The sequence below is a fragment of the Altererythrobacter sp. CAU 1644 genome (assembly GCF_029623755.1).
In the GTDB taxonomy this organism is placed as follows: domain Bacteria; phylum Pseudomonadota; class Alphaproteobacteria; order Sphingomonadales; family Sphingomonadaceae; genus Erythrobacter; species Erythrobacter arenosus.
Map to the genome: position 1 here is coordinate 2,421,609 of NZ_CP121106.1, position 15,094 is coordinate 2,436,702.

14 protein-coding genes are annotated in these 15,094 nt (G+C 62.6%); 7 read left to right on the top strand and 7 right to left on the bottom strand.

Annotated elements, in window-relative coordinates; all coding sequences use genetic code 11:
- Window positions 1-42: 42 nt before the first annotated feature.
- The 3 genes from P7228_RS12035 to rlmN all read right to left on the bottom strand — a co-directional run bounded on the left by P7228_RS12035 (window position 43) and on the right by rlmN (window position 2,456).
- Window positions 43-429 carry a glycine zipper 2TM domain-containing protein gene (locus tag P7228_RS12035; protein ID WP_278015484.1) on the bottom strand — a complete coding sequence of 129 codons (387 nt, stop codon included), beginning with the start codon at window positions 427-429 and terminating at the stop codon, window positions 43-45.
- 138 nt (window positions 430-567) lie between these two features.
- Entirely contained in the window at window positions 568-1,212 is a 645-nt protein-coding gene (locus P7228_RS12040; RefSeq protein ID WP_278015485.1) for an MOSC domain-containing protein, read from the bottom strand.
- Window positions 1,209-2,456 carry a dual-specificity RNA methyltransferase RlmN gene (gene rlmN / locus P7228_RS12045; protein WP_278015486.1) on the bottom strand — a complete coding sequence of 416 codons (1,248 nt, stop codon included), beginning with the start codon at window positions 2,454-2,456 and terminating at the stop codon, window positions 1,209-1,211. Before rlmN ends, P7228_RS12040 begins: the two co-directional genes overlap by 4 nt.
- Window positions 2,457-2,706: 250 nt before the next feature.
- On the opposite strand from rlmN, the gene P7228_RS12050 reads away from it, so the two are divergent.
- Window positions 2,707-3,372, top strand: a complete 666-nt coding sequence (locus P7228_RS12050) for an outer membrane protein (protein ID WP_278015487.1) — start codon at window positions 2,707-2,709, stop codon at window positions 3,370-3,372.
- A gap of 60 nt (window positions 3,373-3,432) precedes the next feature.
- Here the strand turns inward: P7228_RS12050 and P7228_RS12055 are convergent, their stop codons facing one another.
- Genes P7228_RS12055 through P7228_RS12065 form a run of 3 tightly spaced genes read right to left on the bottom strand, consistent with a single transcriptional unit; the run spans window position 3,433 to window position 6,361 of the window.
- On the bottom strand, window positions 3,433-3,945 hold the full coding sequence (locus P7228_RS12055) for an invasion associated locus B family protein (protein WP_278015488.1): 513 nt from the start codon (window positions 3,943-3,945) through the stop codon (window positions 3,433-3,435).
- Window positions 3,938-4,417, bottom strand: a complete 480-nt coding sequence (gene greB / locus P7228_RS12060; RefSeq protein ID WP_278015489.1) for a transcription elongation factor GreB — start codon at window positions 4,415-4,417, stop codon at window positions 3,938-3,940. Before greB ends, P7228_RS12055 begins: the two co-directional genes overlap by 8 nt.
- A 12-nt stretch (window positions 4,418-4,429) precedes the next feature.
- Window positions 4,430-6,361, bottom strand: a complete 1,932-nt coding sequence (locus tag P7228_RS12065) for a lytic transglycosylase domain-containing protein (protein WP_278015490.1) — start codon at window positions 6,359-6,361, stop codon at window positions 4,430-4,432.
- Between the two features lie 112 nt (window positions 6,362-6,473).
- Here P7228_RS12065 and dapA point away from each other — a divergent pair, with 112 nt between their 5' ends.
- Window positions 6,474-7,355 (top strand): 4-hydroxy-tetrahydrodipicolinate synthase, encoded by an 882-nt coding sequence (gene dapA / locus P7228_RS12070; protein WP_278015491.1) that lies wholly within the window; start codon window positions 6,474-6,476, stop codon window positions 7,353-7,355.
- A 4-nt stretch (window positions 7,356-7,359) separates the two neighbouring features.
- On the opposite strand, the gene P7228_RS12075 is transcribed toward dapA, so the two are convergent.
- Window positions 7,360-9,099 carry an amidohydrolase gene (locus P7228_RS12075; RefSeq protein WP_278015492.1) on the bottom strand — a complete coding sequence of 580 codons (1,740 nt, stop codon included), beginning with the start codon at window positions 9,097-9,099 and terminating at the stop codon, window positions 7,360-7,362.
- 119 nt (window positions 9,100-9,218) lie between these two features.
- Between P7228_RS12075 and smpB the strand changes: the two genes are divergently transcribed.
- The 5 genes from smpB to P7228_RS12100 all read left to right on the top strand — a co-directional run bounded on the left by smpB (window position 9,219) and on the right by P7228_RS12100 (window position 15,085).
- Window positions 9,219-9,701 (top strand): SsrA-binding protein SmpB, encoded by a 483-nt coding sequence (gene smpB / locus P7228_RS12080; protein WP_278015493.1) that lies wholly within the window; start codon window positions 9,219-9,221, stop codon window positions 9,699-9,701.
- Window positions 9,702-9,820: 119 nt separating this feature from the next.
- Window positions 9,821-10,426 carry a DUF2062 domain-containing protein gene (locus tag P7228_RS12085; protein WP_278015494.1) on the top strand — a complete coding sequence of 202 codons (606 nt, stop codon included), beginning with the start codon at window positions 9,821-9,823 and terminating at the stop codon, window positions 10,424-10,426.
- A 14-nt stretch (window positions 10,427-10,440) separates the two neighbouring features.
- Complete coding sequence (locus P7228_RS12090; protein WP_278017761.1) at window positions 10,441-12,873, top strand: hybrid sensor histidine kinase/response regulator; 2,433 nt, start codon at window positions 10,441-10,443, stop codon at window positions 12,871-12,873.
- A gap of 144 nt (window positions 12,874-13,017) precedes the next feature.
- A complete protein-coding gene (gene recA / locus P7228_RS12095) occupies window positions 13,018-14,082 on the top strand; it encodes a recombinase RecA (protein ID WP_278015495.1) in 1,065 nt (354 codons plus the stop codon).
- 175 nt (window positions 14,083-14,257) lie between these two features.
- Window positions 14,258-15,085, top strand: a complete 828-nt coding sequence (locus P7228_RS12100) for a class I SAM-dependent methyltransferase (protein WP_278015496.1) — start codon at window positions 14,258-14,260, stop codon at window positions 15,083-15,085.
- Window positions 15,086-15,094: the final 9 nt, after the last annotated feature.

The window sequence follows — 15,094 nt, forward strand, 5'->3', positions numbered from 1 at the left end:
CGCAAGTGGACGCGCCCCTTTTTCCAGACCGCTGCGTCTAGCTTAGCGGCACTTCAGACTACCGCGGTCGATCTCACGGCCCAGCACGGCACCGACGGCACCACCCAGGATCACACCGAGGGTCTTGTCGCCGCGACCGGCAAGTTCATGCCCGGCGAGCGCTCCGACGCCGGCACCGATCACCAGTCCGGTCGTGCCATTGTCGCGCTTGCAGTAATAACGGCCATCGCGCCCACGCCACATGTAGCTGTCGCGGGTGATGCGACGCGGCTCGTAGTAACGGCCATAGCTGTCGTACATCGCGCGATCTTTCGCGCGCTTGCCGTGGGCGGGTGCCCAGGGCGGCGGATCGGCTGCAGCCGGCGCGGCGGTCCCCAGACCGGTTAGCGCCATAGTGGCAGCGGCAAAGGTAAGTGCGATCTTTTTCATTATTCTTGTCCCTTCCGTTTCTCTGATACGGATTGAACGCTCTTCTCGTTCATCGTTCCACAACGCCAGATGAACGCTGAGGGTAAACCGGTTTTTTGCGATGAACGGTGCGCCGATGGGCGATGAATTGTGGCGCCGTCAGACGCCGAGGCGCTTGTTGATATCGCCGATGTGCCGGTCCGAAACACGTTCCAGCGAAGCCAGTTCGCGCAGCTCCGAATCGGGAGCACGATTCGGTCCGTACACAGCCAATCCAGCACGGGCGACGCTCCAGCCGGCGTGCCCGCGCTCGACCAGCTCGAGCGCATCGCCGGCCTGTGCGGTGCCGGGCTCCAGCACACGATAGAACCACCCGCTGCGGCCACTGGCGACGATCGCCTTGACGATCCCCTTGGCCTCAAGATGCTGTTCGATGGTGGAGCAGGGCTGGCGCGGCTGGGTGACCTCGATCAGCGCACTGCCGAGCCGGAAACGATCGCCGATCAGGACATCATGTTCGGTGAGCCCGATGGTCGAGATGTTCTCGCCCATCGAACCGGGGCCATCGAGCCGGGGCAGGGCGCCGAAGTGGTGCCGTAGCCAGGCGTAGTTGTCGTGCGGATAGTGATGCAGCGCCATTGCGGGATAGCCGTGATGCTTGCGGTCAACCTGGGTATCGATCTCGATCCCGCGCTCACCAATCGTGACCACGCCTTTGAGCGGCTGCTTGCTTATTGCGCTCGTGCTGCCGGATGGGAGAGTGGCCGCCGATCCTGCGCAGATGGCGTCGACGGCGATCTTCATTCGGCGGTTGCTGCCGCTTCCGCCGCTTCTCGGTCCCGCTGGGCGCGGCTCTTCTTTTCCGCGGAAGTCTTGAGCTGGCCGCAAGCCGCGTCGATGTCGCGCCCGCGGGGGGTGCGGACCGGTGCGCTGATTCCGCCTTCGAACACAATGTCGCTGAAGCGCTTGATCCGATCGGGTGTGGAACACTCATAGGCAGCGCCGGGCCAGGGATTGAACGGAATCAGGTTGACCTTTGCGGGCAGCTTGTACTGGCGCAGCAGGCGGACGAGTTCGCGCGCGTCCTCGTCGCTGTCATTCTTGTCCTTCAGCATCACATATTCGAAGGTGATGCGGCGCGCATTGCTGGCGCCGGGATAGTCGGCACAGGCCTGCAGCAATTCCTCGATGCCGTACTTCTTGTTGATCGGCACGATTTCGTCGCGGACATCCTTGGTTACCGCATGGAGCGAAACCGCGAGATTGACGCCGATTTCCTCGCCGCACTTGTCCATCATTGGCACCACGCCGCTCGTAGACAAGGTAATGCGGCGCTTGGACAGGGCAAGGCCGTCGCCGTCCATCACTAGCTGGAGGGCGCCCTTGACGTTGTCGAAATTATAGAGCGGCTCGCCCATGCCCATCATTACGATATTCGTGAGCAGGCGCCCATCAGCCGAGTAGTGCCCGGCGTCCTCAGCATCGTCGAGCCCCGCCATTGATCCCTTGGGCCATTCGCCCAGCGCATCGCGCGCGAGCATGACCTGTCCCACGATTTCGCCGGGGGTGAGGTTGCGCACCAGCTTCATCGTGCCGGTGTGGCAGAAGCGGCAATTGAGCGTGCAGCCGACCTGTGAAGAAACACATAGCGTCCCGCGATCCGCATCGGGGATGAAGACCATCTCGAAATCGTGGCCGTCGGCGGTGCGGAGCAGCCACTTGCGCGTGCCATCGGTCGAATGCTGCGCCTCGATAACCTCGGGGCGGCCGATCACGAAGCGTTCGGCAAGCCAAGGGCGCATAGTCTTGGCGATATCGGTCATCGCCTCGAAATCGGTCACACCGCGATGATAGAGCCAGTGGAACACCTGCTTGGCGCGCAGCTTGGCCTGCTTTGCGTCGAGCCCGGCCTCTTCGAACAGTTCGCGGATACGCGCCTTTGGCAGGCCGATCAGATCGATACGACCATCGGCACGCGGCGTGATGTCACGCGCGACGGGAACGGGATCCACCTGTCCGGCGATCGGCATGAGGTCGGTATCGGCCATGGGAGGGGCGCATATAGTGCCGATTGGTCGTGCCGCCAAGTCTCGTAAGCGGGCGCGCAAAACGCGGGTCCTCGGTTCCGGTTCCCAACGGTTTGTCGCCAAAATCTCTCGGAATATCGACCCATAAGTGTCTAAAATACAACAGTTTCCTGTTGTCTCACGTTCATGAAACCAATTTGCGTCTGGCGTCGTTGAGGGGGTCCACGACGCAAAGAGTCATGCGTCGCGATAAAACAAATGGAGTAATGAAATGAAGAAGTTCGCAACCCTTCTGGCCGCTGGTTCTGCCCTGACCATTGCCGCCCCGGCGATGGCTCAAGACACCGATGGCAGCTTCACTGGTCCGCGCGTCGAAGCTCTGGTCGGTTACGATGTAATGCAGGCCGGCAGCAGCGTCGACGATGACGGCAACGACAACAACGACCAGGACATCGATGGCGTCAGCTATGGTGTCGGTATCGGCTACGACTTCGATCTCGGTAGCGCCGTCGTCGGTCTGGAAGGCGAATGGGTCGATTCCTCGGCCAAGACCGAATTCGACAACGGTGACTTCGAAGGTTTCGGCTTTGGCCGGGTCGATGCCGGTCGCGACCTGTATCTTGGCGCGCGCATCGGCGCGAAGGTTCAGCCCGACCTGCTGCTCTATGCCAAGGGCGGCTACACCAATGCCAAGCTCAACGTCCTCTCGAATGACGGCGTCACCGAGCTGAGCCAGGACTTCGACCTCGATGGCTGGCGCGCCGGTGCTGGCGTGGAATACGCCATGAACCCGAACACCTTCATCAAACTCGAGTATCGCTATTCGAACTACCAGGAAGGTGAGGTCGATTTTGACGGTGACCTGCCCGACAGCGAACGTTTCGACGTCGATCTCGATCGCCACCAGGTGATGGCGGGCGTCGGTTTCCGCTTCTGATAGGAAACACGCAGAAGCACACGGGGCCGGGGGTGCATTGCATCTCCGGCCCTTTGCTTGTCAGCGGCGCGAGCAGCCCAGAGTTGCCGCGTCGATCGCGGTAGCTGCACCTTTCAGGTCGTAGCGGTCGGCGAAGCGGTTTCCGCGCTTGTCGACGGCGCTGATGCTCATCCTGCTGGCCGAGCGCATCGCCGCTATGATCGCGGCATCCATGGCCTTGTCCTTTGCCCAGGCGTCGCCACCGCCCCCCGTAAGCGCGAAGCTCCTGCCGCCAAGTGTCAGCGTGGCTCGCGCGTTCTTTGCCATTTCGCGAGATAGCCGGAAGTGGAGCTGGTTGCGCAACTGCCGCTTCGGCCAGGATCCGACGGTCGCATAGGGAACGTACTCGCGGCGGTCGAGATCGCGCTGCCGGGTCGGGACTTCCGGTTTGGCGATTGCGTAGCAGCGCGGCACTGAGGCATCGCGAAAGGCCGCCCAGCCCGAAAACACGCCCAGACTGTCCTTGGCCGCAACCTGCACGGAGACGACCGCCAGCAGTCCGGCAAGGAGGATAGGGGAAGCGCGCCTAGTCATAGCTTATCGCGATGACTTCCCATTCCTTGGCACCAGAGGGAAGCCTCACGGTCCGCAAATCCCCCAGCGATGCGCCGCGCAGCGCCCGTGCCATGGGCGAGTTCCATCCGATACGCCCCTTACCAGCATCTTGTTCGTCGTCGCCGACGATCGTGACAACCTTTTGATTGTCGTCCTCGTCAGCAAGCGTCACCGTGGCCCCGAAGAACACTTTCGCCCGGTCGACCTGCTCAGCAGGGTCGACCACCCGCAATACCTTCATCCGGCGTGCAAGATGCGCCAGTTCACGATCGATTTCGCGCATGCGCTTGCGCCCGTAGAGATAATCGCCGTTTTCGCTGCGGTCGCCGTTACCGGCTGCCCAGCTGACGATCTCGACGATCTCTGGGCGTTCCTTGCCTAGCAGGTGATCGTAACGCGCCTTGAGCGCAGACATGCCTTGCGGCGTGATCGGGTCACCCGCGACCTTCATCGACTGAACGAACTAGCGCAGGAAATCGGCGATCGTGCGCGGCTTGCCGCCCGGTGCCCGATTGGGGTGCATGTTGTCATAAGTGACTGCATTACCAAGCACGCGCATGATGTAATAGCGGGTCTCGAAATTCGCCGGAATCTTCTCGATCCAGGTGACATAGTCGATCGCGCCGGTACGCGGATCGCCATTGGCACGCAGCCATTGGTTCACGCGGCCCGGCCCCGCATTATAGGCACCGATGGCGAGCGGATATGCGCCGCCATAATAGTCCATCAGGCGGCGGAAATAGGCGTCGCCCAGCCGGATGTTGTACTGCGGGTCCTCGGTCAGGCTGGCCGACATGTAATTCATGCCCATCTTGCCCGCCTGTTCGCGCGCCGTACCCGGCATCAACTGCATCATCCCGCGCGCGCCTGCATGGCTGACACGATTGCGGTCGAACTCGCTTTCCTGCCGCATGATCGCATGCGCCATGGTCCAGTCGGTGCCGTAGGGAACGGAGACGGTGGGGTGGCCCAGCCGCTCGAACCCGAACAGTCCGTTCTCAGGGGCGGTTGCGCCCGCGACGACCGCGAACTCATTGAGATTCAATTCGCGCGCGAGATCGGCGACCAGCGCCATCTTGCCCGCAGTGTCGGCCTTCTCGGCCAGGGTTTCGAAATAGGCGCGTTCGGTGCGCCAGTCGCGCCGGCCCTTCGCGATGGCACGCAGCGCCTGAACCAGCGGATCGGACTTGAACGCGGATTTCTCCGCTTCAGTCGGCGGCACCTGGGTCGCTTCAACGAATTGCGGCATCTTCTGACCGATCGCATCCAGCGAAAGCTGGCCGTAATACTGGTCGGCATATTTGCCGGCTGCGGCGAAATACTCACGCGCCTTGGCTTCGTCGCCACCCTGCCGAGCGGCCCGACCGGCCCAATAGAGACCCTTCGAGCGGGTCAGCGGCGTCTTGGCCGCCATCCCATAGCGATAGAACAGCGGCGCGGCCGAGCGGCCATTGCCCATGCTCCACAACGCCTTGGTCCCGCCCAGCCACATGAGGTCGGTGTATTTGTCGCGAAGGCGGAAAGAACCCTCGCTGATGTCGGTCCCCGGAGCGAAGACATCGTCGACCTTGCTCGCGATCGCCACGGCCTGCGAGGTGCTGGCGCTCTTGGCGACGGTCAGCGCCTCAGCGATGAAGTCCTCGCCATCGTGAGCGGGTATGGCAAAGGTCGGGCGCGACGAAAGGATCGAGATGGCCCGGTCGATCTTGCCCTTTTTCCGATAGTGGCGAACCAGGTTGTAGACAGCACCGGGATCCTGCAGCGCTTCGCGTGAGAATTCCACTTCCCCGGTCGCAAACTCGTCTTCCAGCAAGGTCAGCCGGGTCGATGCAAGTCCGCGCTTGGCCGAAGAGATGCGTGACTGGTGGCGCTTGGCGGCGTCGGCCGCACCCTGCCACAGCAACGCCTCCATGCGCGCGTCATGGTCTTCCTGCGTGAAGGAAGATGAGAACATGCCGACCAGATAGGCTTCGGCCGTTTCGCCCATCACACCGCTGCGCCATGCCTCGCGAGCCATCTCCCTGGCTTCGGGCCGACCCAATGCCTGAAGCGCCAATGCATAGCGCGCCCGGCCTGTGTTGGTGAGTGGCGGGTTCCTGTCGAAGAAAGCGACCAACTGCTGCGAGGAAGGCGATTCACGGTCGAGCGCGTTTTCGGCGCGGGTACGCAGCAAGGCTTCCTTGGGAAAGCCTGGATGCCTGAGAACGAAGCTGGAATAGTCGGCAAAACCCAGACTGTCGCTCTTGGTCAGATATTCCCACTGGCTCACCGCCAGCGACATCGTGTTGGTCGGCTGGACGGTCATTTGCACGCGGTCTTGCGCCGCCACGGGCGCTGTAAGCGCGAGCGCGCTGGTACCGGCGAGGGCGAGACAGATGAGAGATTTACGAACCATGCTGGACATTCTGGGTGGCCCCTCCTTATCAGGCGCTGAATAAACGTTCGATCCCATTGCGGCGTTCCATAATTTTTCGTGCGTTTTTGGGGTAATACGAAGGACAACGGCAATGTTCAGCGGATCGATTCCGGCCCTAGTGACTCCTTTTCGCGACGGAGCGTTCGACGAATCGGCATTCCGCAAGCTGGTCGACTGGCAGATCGAGAACGGTAGCAGCGCGCTCGTGCCTTGTGGAACCACTGGTGAAGCATCGACGCTGTCCAATGCCGAACACCACCGGGTGATTGAGGTATGTATCGAACAGGCGGCGGGTCGCGTCCCCGTGATTGCAGGCTGCGGCAGCAACGACACGCGCAATGCGCTGCTGCATATGAATTTCTCCAAGAAGGCCGGAGCAAAGGCCGGGCTCTGCGTAGCACCGTATTATAACCGCCCAAGCCAGGCCGGGCTGATCGCGCATTTCAGCTTCCTCGCCGAAAACAGCGATCTGCCGATCGTACTCTACAATGTGCCCGCGCGCACGGTCACCGACATCGAGGACGAAACGGTCGTCGAACTGGTCAAGAAGTACCCGAAGCGCATTGTCGCCATCAAGGATGCCAGCGGCGACCTTTCACGCGTGGCCGATCACCGCATGGGGCTCGATCACGATTTCTGCCAGCTGTCTGGAAATGACGAGCTGTGGTTGCCGCATTCGGCCGCTGGCGGATCGGGATGCATTTCGGTGACGGCGAATGTCGCGCCGGCACTATGCGCTGAGTTCCACGAAGCAATTGCGGCCAACGATCTGGTCAAGGCGCGCGAGATCAACGACCGCCTGTTCCCGCTGCACTACGCGATGTTCTCGGACGCCAGTCCGGCGCCGGTGAAGTATGCGCTGACCCGGGTGCACGACTGGCTAGAATGCGACGTCCGCCTGCCGCTGGTCAACGCGAGCGAGGCGAGCCGCAAGGCGGTCGACGAGGCGCTGGAGCACGCGGGGCTGGTCTAGGACGCTAGATGCGCCCTTCGAACACGGTCGCAGTGATCGGCATCTCCTTCATGGTGCCGATCTCGACCTCGTAGGGATCATCATCAAGCACGACGAAATCGGCTTTCTTGCCCGCAGCGAGTGAGCCGACCGCGCCATCCATGCCGATCACCTGCGCCGCCTCAATGGTGATTGCCCGCAGCGCCTTGTCACGCGAGACGCGTTCCTCAGGACCGCGCACGACCCCATCGAGTCCCTCGCGAGTCTGCGCGATCCAGGCGAGGTAGAATGGGTCGATCGGCGCCATATTGAAATCGCTGTGCAGGCCGAGCGGCACCCCCTCGCGTTCGAGCGAGCCGAGCCGGTTCATCAGCGCTGCGCGATCGGGTCCGAAGCCGCGTTTCGAATAGGCCTCGCCCAGCACGCGGATATAGTTCGGCTGGGCCGAGACCATCAGCCCCATCCGTGCGATCCGCCGGATCTGCGCCTCCGTGCAATATCCGAGGTGTTCGAGCACTATGTCCTGCCCGCGGCGCGGCGCCAGCTTGCCTAGGCCCTCCAGCACCGCCTCGGCTCCCTCGTCACCATTGACATGGATGTGCAGGTCGAACCCGGCGGTCCAGTAGCGGTGCATCTGTTCGGTAAGTCTTTGCGGTTCGGTGAGCCACTTGCCCAGGTGACCGTCCGTGTACCCCGGCGCCCCCATCCGCATATTCTGCGCAAAGAAAGCCCCGTCTGCGAAGAGTTTGACGCGGCGCTTGAGCAGCACGTTGTCGCGGGTGAATTTTTCGCGGGCAGTGCTTAGCCACGCGTCGAGATCGTCCACCGCATCGATTTCCGCACCGATCGGCATCAGGTTGACGCGAGCGGTCGGAGCCTCAGTCCCGAAAGCGCGCGCGATGAGCCCCGCTTCGGTATCGAAACGGGCGAAGATGCCCGTCGCAAGGTCGCTGGTCGTCGTGACGCCGCGCGCATGCATCATCTGGAGAAGACCGGCGAAACCTTGCTGCAGCTTGTCCGGAGCGAGTAGCACCGGCTGCAGCTTGGCGATCGCGACCCCGAGTGCGGTCTCAGAAAACATGCCACGGGCATGGTCGCCGTGATCGGCCTGTGCCTGCGCCGCAGCCAAGGCGGCGTTGAACGCTCCCTCTTCCGCCAGGCCCATCCACTGGAGAGCAGCCGTGTTGGCGTAGATGTCGTGAAAACTGCGCTGCCACACGAGCAGGGGTCGTTCCGGCGAGATGGCATCAAGCTCGGGCCGCCCCAAGGGGCCGTGGAACAGCTCGTGATGGCCCCAAACGATGAGCGGATCGCCGGGTGTGTCGCGCACGATCTGGCTCAGCCGCTCGCGATAGGCGTCCTCGCCGCTGACGCCCGGCCATCTTCCCGAAGGCAGCACCCAATCGTCGGGCGCCAGGAACGGCACCGGCAACATGACCGCGGTCTGCATCGGATGGATGTGCGGGTCGATCAGGCCGGGGAAGATCACCTTGTCCGCGAACCGTCGGTCAAGCCTGTGTTCGCGCCCCGCCGTCCATGATGGCCCCAGTGCATCGATGCTGTCGGCGAGGCCGAGCACCATGCCATCCGCGACCGCCATGAACCTGGCATTTGGATATGAACGCGACATGGTGACGATCTTGCGAGCTTCGAACACCGTGACCGGTCCGCGCCCAAAAGGCGCGACCACGTCGCTCGCAGCGATGAGCGGTGCGGCCGCCATGCCAGCGAGGACTGCTCGTCGGTCGATTTTGCCAGCTATCATTGCGTTCTCCCCTCGACGCAGTGTTACGCGGCAGGGCGGCTTCGACAAGCGGATTCCATTGGGCGTGTTCCCGCTGGGGGTTTTCCTCGACCGCTTCCTTCCCTACATGGCGCCGCACCATGGCCCGTCCCAAACCCGAAACCTTCGACAAGCAGAAGACCGTCGCCGAGAACCGGCGCGCGCGGTTCGATTACGCGATCGACGAGAAGTTCGAGGCGGGCCTTGCCCTACAAGGAACGGAAGTGAAGGCCCTGCGCGCGGGCGAGGCTTCCATTGCCGAAAGCTATGCCGAGATACGCGATGGGCAAATCTGGCTGATCAACGCCAACATCCCCGAATACAGCCACGGCAACCGCCTGAACCACGAGCCCCGTCGCCCGCGCAAATTGCTGCTCAATGCGCGCGAGATCGACAAGCTGTTCGGTGCAGTGGAGCGCAAGGGCATGACGCTGATCCCGCTCTCGATCTACTTCAACAAGACCGGGCGGGCGAAGGTCGAACTGGCCTTGGCCAAGGGCAAGCAGGCCCATGACAAGCGTCAGTCGATCAAGGATCGCGACTGGAAGCGCGACAAGGCGCGACTGATGCGCGAGAAGGGCTGAAGCCCCCCCTTTCGCATCGGGTACGCAATGCCCATGTCGATAAGGATGCCCGCTTTGCCGAAATTCCCCCCTTCGCACTTGCGAAATGACCTCGAGCGGAGCAAGGCGGGGCCAAGGACATGAGCTCTTTGCGATCGAAAACCTGGCTGGCGGACAGCCTCCGAAAATATATGCCTTCGCGCGAAGAAATGGCGCGAAACAAGTACCTTGCGCCCATCGCGCATCGGTTCCTCACTCCTGAGCTCTGGCGCTTCACGCGGCGCAGCGTTCCGCGAGGGGTGGCATTGGGCGTTTTCGCCGGCTTCATAATCCCGGTTGGCCAGATTTTCCTGGCCGCCTTCATGGCCTTACCGGCACGGGCCAATGTGCCGCTGGCTGCGCTCGTCACCTTCATCACCAACCCCTTCACCTTCCCCTTCTGGGCGGTGGTCGCCAATCGCCTTGGCTCCTTCATCCTGAAGATCGATAGCGCTGCAACTGGTGGCGCCGCACAGACCGAAATTGCAAGCGGACGCTGGTCCTGGCTGATCGAATTGTTCGAGAGCGCGGGAGTGACCGTCTTGGTCACCGTATTCGGCTTTATCGTTCTTGCCGTCGTCGGCGCGGCGGTCGGCTACCTGGTCGCGAGCTTCAGCTGGCGCTTCATCGTCGCACGCAAGCGCGCACGCCGCCTGCGGCAGATGGAAGCTCGGCTGGACAGCAGGCTCGGGGCCAAGGAAGGATGAGGGCCTTGGCGAAGATGCAGGGCGATCGCCCTGCGGTGCTGTTGGGCGGACTCGCCGTCGCCATGCTTGTGACGGCAGTTGCGCTGCTCGGTATCTCAGGGTCGTGGTTGGTGGCTCTCGCCTATCTTTTCGGCCTCGTTCTGTTGGTGGGCGGGTTCGCGATGGTGGAGATGTTGCGCCAGTCGGTCGAGGTCGACGTCGTCGCGGCACCCGACTGGTCAGTGACCGTGGCAGCGATCGAGCAGCCCGGCGAAGCGATCGCGATTACTGACCGGGCCAATCGGCTGGCCTGCGCCAACGGCACGTTCGTCGAATGGTTCGGGGCGCAAAGCGCGCCCCCGAACCTGCCGCTGGAACAGGCTGAACTCGAAGCGCTTGTACGACTTGCTCGCGAAGCCTGGCGCGAAGGATCGGCAGTGGCGCACGGGCTCGGCGAAACCGAGAGTTTCGAGCCGCGCTGGTCGATCAGTGCCGAGCGAGCAGGGCGGGGCGAAGATCATCTCGTGTGGCGAATCCGGCCGATGGAGCGTGAAGTTGGCGAGGTCCGGGCGGAAATCGACGTAACCGGTCCGCTCGGCCGCATGCTGTCACGCTCCGGGATCGAGGCTGTGGTTACTTCGCCCGACGGCGTCATCAAGAGCGTGAGCACGGGATTTGCCGAGCGTGCAGCGGGTGATGCCGAGGCTACACTGGCCGGGCAGGACTTTGTCGGCTTCCTGCGCAGCGATGAGCGCGATCGGATTTTTTTCGCTCGCGAGGGGCGGGGCGGAACACCGCAGACGCTGATCCACGTCCCTCTCGACGCGCCCGAGCATCGTAATGCCAAGGGCCCTGACCAGGGCCAGTCGCTTATGCTTCTGGTCGATAGCGGGGTGGGTATCGGCAGCAGCTGGGACGGGTCGTCACAGGCCGGTGTTGCCCAGCTGGAGGCGCTTCTTTCTCGTCTGCCCCTCGGCCTTGCGATGACCGATCGCGATGGGCGGTTCCTGTTCGGCAATGACGCTTTCCTGCGTTCCATCGATCGTGAAGAGCGTGGCCTCCCGGCATTTCCGACCGACCTCGTCGTGCGGGAGGACAAGGGGCCGTTGTCCGATGCGGTCAGGCGCCACGGTCGCGGACCTGCGACAAGTGGGGACATGGCCATTCGCCTCGTGTCGAGCCCTGAGGAACCGGTGTCGCTCGGCCTGGCAGGGGTTCGTGGGTTAGGTGAAGCGGCAGTGCTCTTGAGCCTTGCCGACTCCAGCGAGGAAACCCAGCTCAAGCGGCAGGTCGCGCAGGCGACCAAGATGCAGGCTGTCGGCCAACTCGCTGGCGGCGTCGCGCATGACTTCAACAATGTCCTGACCGCGATCATCGGGACCTGCGATCTCATGCTGCTGCGCCATACGCCGGGCGACAGCGACTATGACGATATCCAGCAGATCCGCGCCAACTCAAACCGGGCCGCGTCGCTGACGCGACAGTTGCTGGCCTTCTCGCGCCAGCAGACCCTGCGACCGGAGATCCTCCAATTGCCCGATGTGGTAAGCGAGGTAAGCCCGCTGATCACGCGGCTGATCGGCAACAAGATCGACTATTACGTCCAGCACGATCGCGATCTTGGGCCGGTCAGGGCGGACCCGCAACAACTCGAGCAGGTCATCATGAACCTCGCCGTCAACGCCCGCGATGCAATCCAGTCGCGCGGGAACGGTGCGGGGCGGATTTCACTGCTGACACGGCGAATCAACTCGAGCCAGGTCCAGCAAATGGGTTCCGAGATCCTTCCTGCTGACGATTACACCGTCCTGATTGTGCAGGATAACGGTGGCGGCATCCCGCCTGAGGCATTGCCGAAGCTGTTCGAGCCGTTCTTCACTACCAAAGAGCAAGGCAAGGGCACCGGCCTCGGCCTTTCGACAGTCTACGGGATCGTCAAGCAGTCGGGCGGCTTCATCTTCGCCGATAATGTGAAGAACAGCAGCGGCGACCCCGTCGGCGCGCGCTTCACGATCTATCTCCCCGTCCACAAGGGCGAGATACCCTTGCGCCAGCAACCTGCGCCAGAGCCCGAGCAATCGAGCGAGTGGTCGGGCGGTGGCAGGCTGCTCTTGGTCGAAGATGAGGATATGGTCCGCGCCGTGGCCGAACGCGCCCTGACTCGCGCAGGATACGAGGTGGTCGCTTGCGCCGATGGCGAAGAGGGTCTGGCGCAGGTCGAGAAGGGCGAAAGCTTCGACCTCGTGGTCAGCGACGTGGTGATGCCGGGTATGGATGGCCCCGCGATGGCGCGCGGTATTCGCAAGCTCAAGCCGCAGCTGCCGGTGCTGTTCATGTCAGGCTATGCCGAGGAGCAGCTGCGCAAGGATATTGATATCCCCAACATGCATTTCATGCCCAAGCCGTTCAGCGTTCAGGAGATCAGCGACAAGGTCGCCATGGTCATGCGCAGGTCGGGGAAGAAATAGGCGGATCTCCGCACCGCTGCATGCTGCGTGAAAAAAATTTGTTCCGCTCTTGTTCTTTTGGAACAAAGCAGATACATCGCATTCCTACAGATGGGGTGGTCGATAACCGATGGCGGCCCCTAGGCAAGTGAAGGAGGCCATGCGATGTCCGCGAATCTCAAGCTGGTAGAAAAGGAAAACTCCGTGGATCGTCAGAAGGCGCTCGAGGCTGCGCTTGCACAGATCGACCGTGCGTTCGGCAAGGGTTCGGCCATGAAGCTGGGCTCGAAGGAAGCGATGAATGTCGAATCGATTTCGACCGGATCGCTCGGGCTGGACATTGCACTGGGTATCGGCGGCCTGCCCAAGGGCCGCGTTATCGAAGTTTATGGACCTGAAAGCTCGGGCAAGACGACACTGGCGCTGCACGTCATTGCGGAAGCGCAGAAGAATGGCGGCACCGCTGCCTTCGTCGATGCCGAACACGCGCTCGACCCCGTCTACGCCAAAGCGCTCGGCGTCGATATCGACGAACTGATCGTCTCGCAGCCCGACACGGGCGAGCAGGCTCTTGAAATTACCGACACGCTGGTCCGCTCCAATGCGGTCGACGTGTTGGTGGTCGACTCGGTGGCGGCGCTTGTCCCCCGCGCCGAAATTGAAGGCGAGATGGGTGATTCCCATGTCGGCCTCCAGGCGCGCCTTATGTCCCAGTCGCTGCGCAAACTTACCGGGTCGATCAACCGTTCGAAGTGCATGGTGATTTTCATCAACCAGCTGCGCATGAAGATCGGCGTTATGTACGGCAATCCCGAGACTACGACCGGCGGCAACGCGCTCAAGTTCTATGCCTCGGTTCGCCTCGACATCCGCCGCACCGGCCAGATCAAGGATCGCGACGAGATCGTCGGCAATGCGACCCGGGTGAAGGTGGTCAAGAACAAGGTTGCCCCTCCGTTCAAGCAGGTCGAGTTCGACATCATGTACGGCGAGGGTATTTCGAAGATCGGCGAGATCCTCGACCTCGGCGTCAAGGCGGGGCTGGTCGAGAAGTCCGGTAGCTGGTTCTCCTATGACAGCATTCGCATCGGTCAGGGCCGTGAGAATGCGAAGACCTATCTCAAGGAGAACCCTGAAGTTTGCGACAAGTTGGAAGCCGCCATCCGCGGCCGCACCGACAAGGTCGCCGAGGAGATGATGACGGGTCCGGACGCGAGCCCCGAAGACTGATCCTCAAGCGGGTGCCGTAGCGGCTCCCGGGAACACGGAAAGCCGGCGCGCGCTGCCATTGCGGTAGCCGCGCCGGTTTTTCGTTGGCTCTGCGCGGCCGTGCGGGATTGCCAATTGCAGTTTGGCGGTGATTGCGCCACGCCAGCTTGGACACGACATCTCAAGAGGAGCTGAAATGCCGGGTATCGAGGATTGGCAAGGACAGGTCGGGGAGACCTGGGCGAGCGAATGGCTCCGGACGGATCGTAGCTTCAGCAATCTTACGCCGCAATTGGTTGACCGGGTGCTGCGGCGCGAATTCACGCATGCGCTCGATATCGGGTGCGGCGCAGGCGAGTTGTCGATACGGGTCGCAGGCGCCCGGCCAGAGGCGCAGGTACTGGGCGTCGATGTCAATGAATCGCTGATCGCCACCGCACGCGAACGAGCCGGCGGTTCGTCCAACCTCGCGTTCGAGATCCATGACGCTGGCAGATGGACTCCTCCCGAGGAAGCGCGACCGCAATCACTGTTTTCGCGCCACGGTGTGATGTTCTTCGATGACCCCGTAGCGGCATTCGAGAATTTGCGCGCGGCCGCATCACCCTTAGGGGCGGCGCTCACCTTCTCATGTTTCCGCTCGCTGTCCGACAACCCGTTCTTCACGCAGATCGGTGCGTTGTTGCCCAAGGGCGAGGACCTGGCCGACCCCACGGCCCCGGGACCGTTCGCCTTTGCCGACAGAGATCGCGTCGCGAGCATTCTGACGGACGCGGGCTGGCGGGACATCGAGTTCGAGCGGATCGACTTTGAGATGATAGCGGGAGCGGGGGTAGACCCGGTCGGGGACGCTTGCGCCTATTTCAACCGCATCGGTCCTGCCGCGCGCGCGCTGGCGGGAATGCCCGAGGAAGAGCGCCCGCCCATTCGCGCGAAGATCGCCGAACTCGCGGCGAGCAATCTTCGCGACGGCAAGGTAGCCATGATGGCCTCGGTCTGGATCGTCACAGCCTCTACAAATTGAGGCCAAAAC

Bases quoted from the DNA above. Each gene is read 5' to 3' on its own strand.
- P7228_RS12090 (WP_278017761.1), top strand. From the start codon at position 10,441: ATGCAGGGCGATCGCCCTGCGGTGCTGTTGGGCGGACTCGCCGTCGCC.
- P7228_RS12050 (WP_278015487.1), top strand. From the start codon at position 2,707: ATGAAGAAGTTCGCAACCCTTCTGGCCGCTGGTTCTGCCCTGACCATT.
- P7228_RS12075 (WP_278015492.1), bottom strand. From the start codon at position 9,099: ATGATAGCTGGCAAAATCGACCGACGAGCAGTCCTCGCTGGCATGGCG.
- P7228_RS12055 (WP_278015488.1), bottom strand. From the start codon at position 3,945: ATGACTAGGCGCGCTTCCCCTATCCTCCTTGCCGGACTGCTGGCGGTC.
- P7228_RS12065 (WP_278015490.1), bottom strand. From the start codon at position 6,361: ATGGTTCGTAAATCTCTCATCTGTCTCGCCCTCGCCGGTACCAGCGCG.
- dapA (WP_278015491.1), top strand. From the start codon at position 6,474: ATGTTCAGCGGATCGATTCCGGCCCTAGTGACTCCTTTTCGCGACGGA.
- P7228_RS12040 (WP_278015485.1), bottom strand. From the start codon at position 1,212: ATGAAGATCGCCGTCGACGCCATCTGCGCAGGATCGGCGGCCACTCTC.
- P7228_RS12100 (WP_278015496.1), top strand. From the start codon at position 14,258: ATGCCGGGTATCGAGGATTGGCAAGGACAGGTCGGGGAGACCTGGGCG.
- P7228_RS12085 (WP_278015494.1), top strand. From the start codon at position 9,821: ATGAGCTCTTTGCGATCGAAAACCTGGCTGGCGGACAGCCTCCGAAAA.
- smpB (WP_278015493.1), top strand. From the start codon at position 9,219: ATGGCCCGTCCCAAACCCGAAACCTTCGACAAGCAGAAGACCGTCGCC.
- P7228_RS12035 (WP_278015484.1), bottom strand. From the start codon at position 429: ATGAAAAAGATCGCACTTACCTTTGCCGCTGCCACTATGGCGCTAACC.
- greB (WP_278015489.1), bottom strand. From the start codon at position 4,417: ATGAAGGTCGCGGGTGACCCGATCACGCCGCAAGGCATGTCTGCGCTC.
- recA (WP_278015495.1), top strand. From the start codon at position 13,018: ATGTCCGCGAATCTCAAGCTGGTAGAAAAGGAAAACTCCGTGGATCGT.
- rlmN (WP_278015486.1), bottom strand. From the start codon at position 2,456: ATGGCCGATACCGACCTCATGCCGATCGCCGGACAGGTGGATCCCGTT.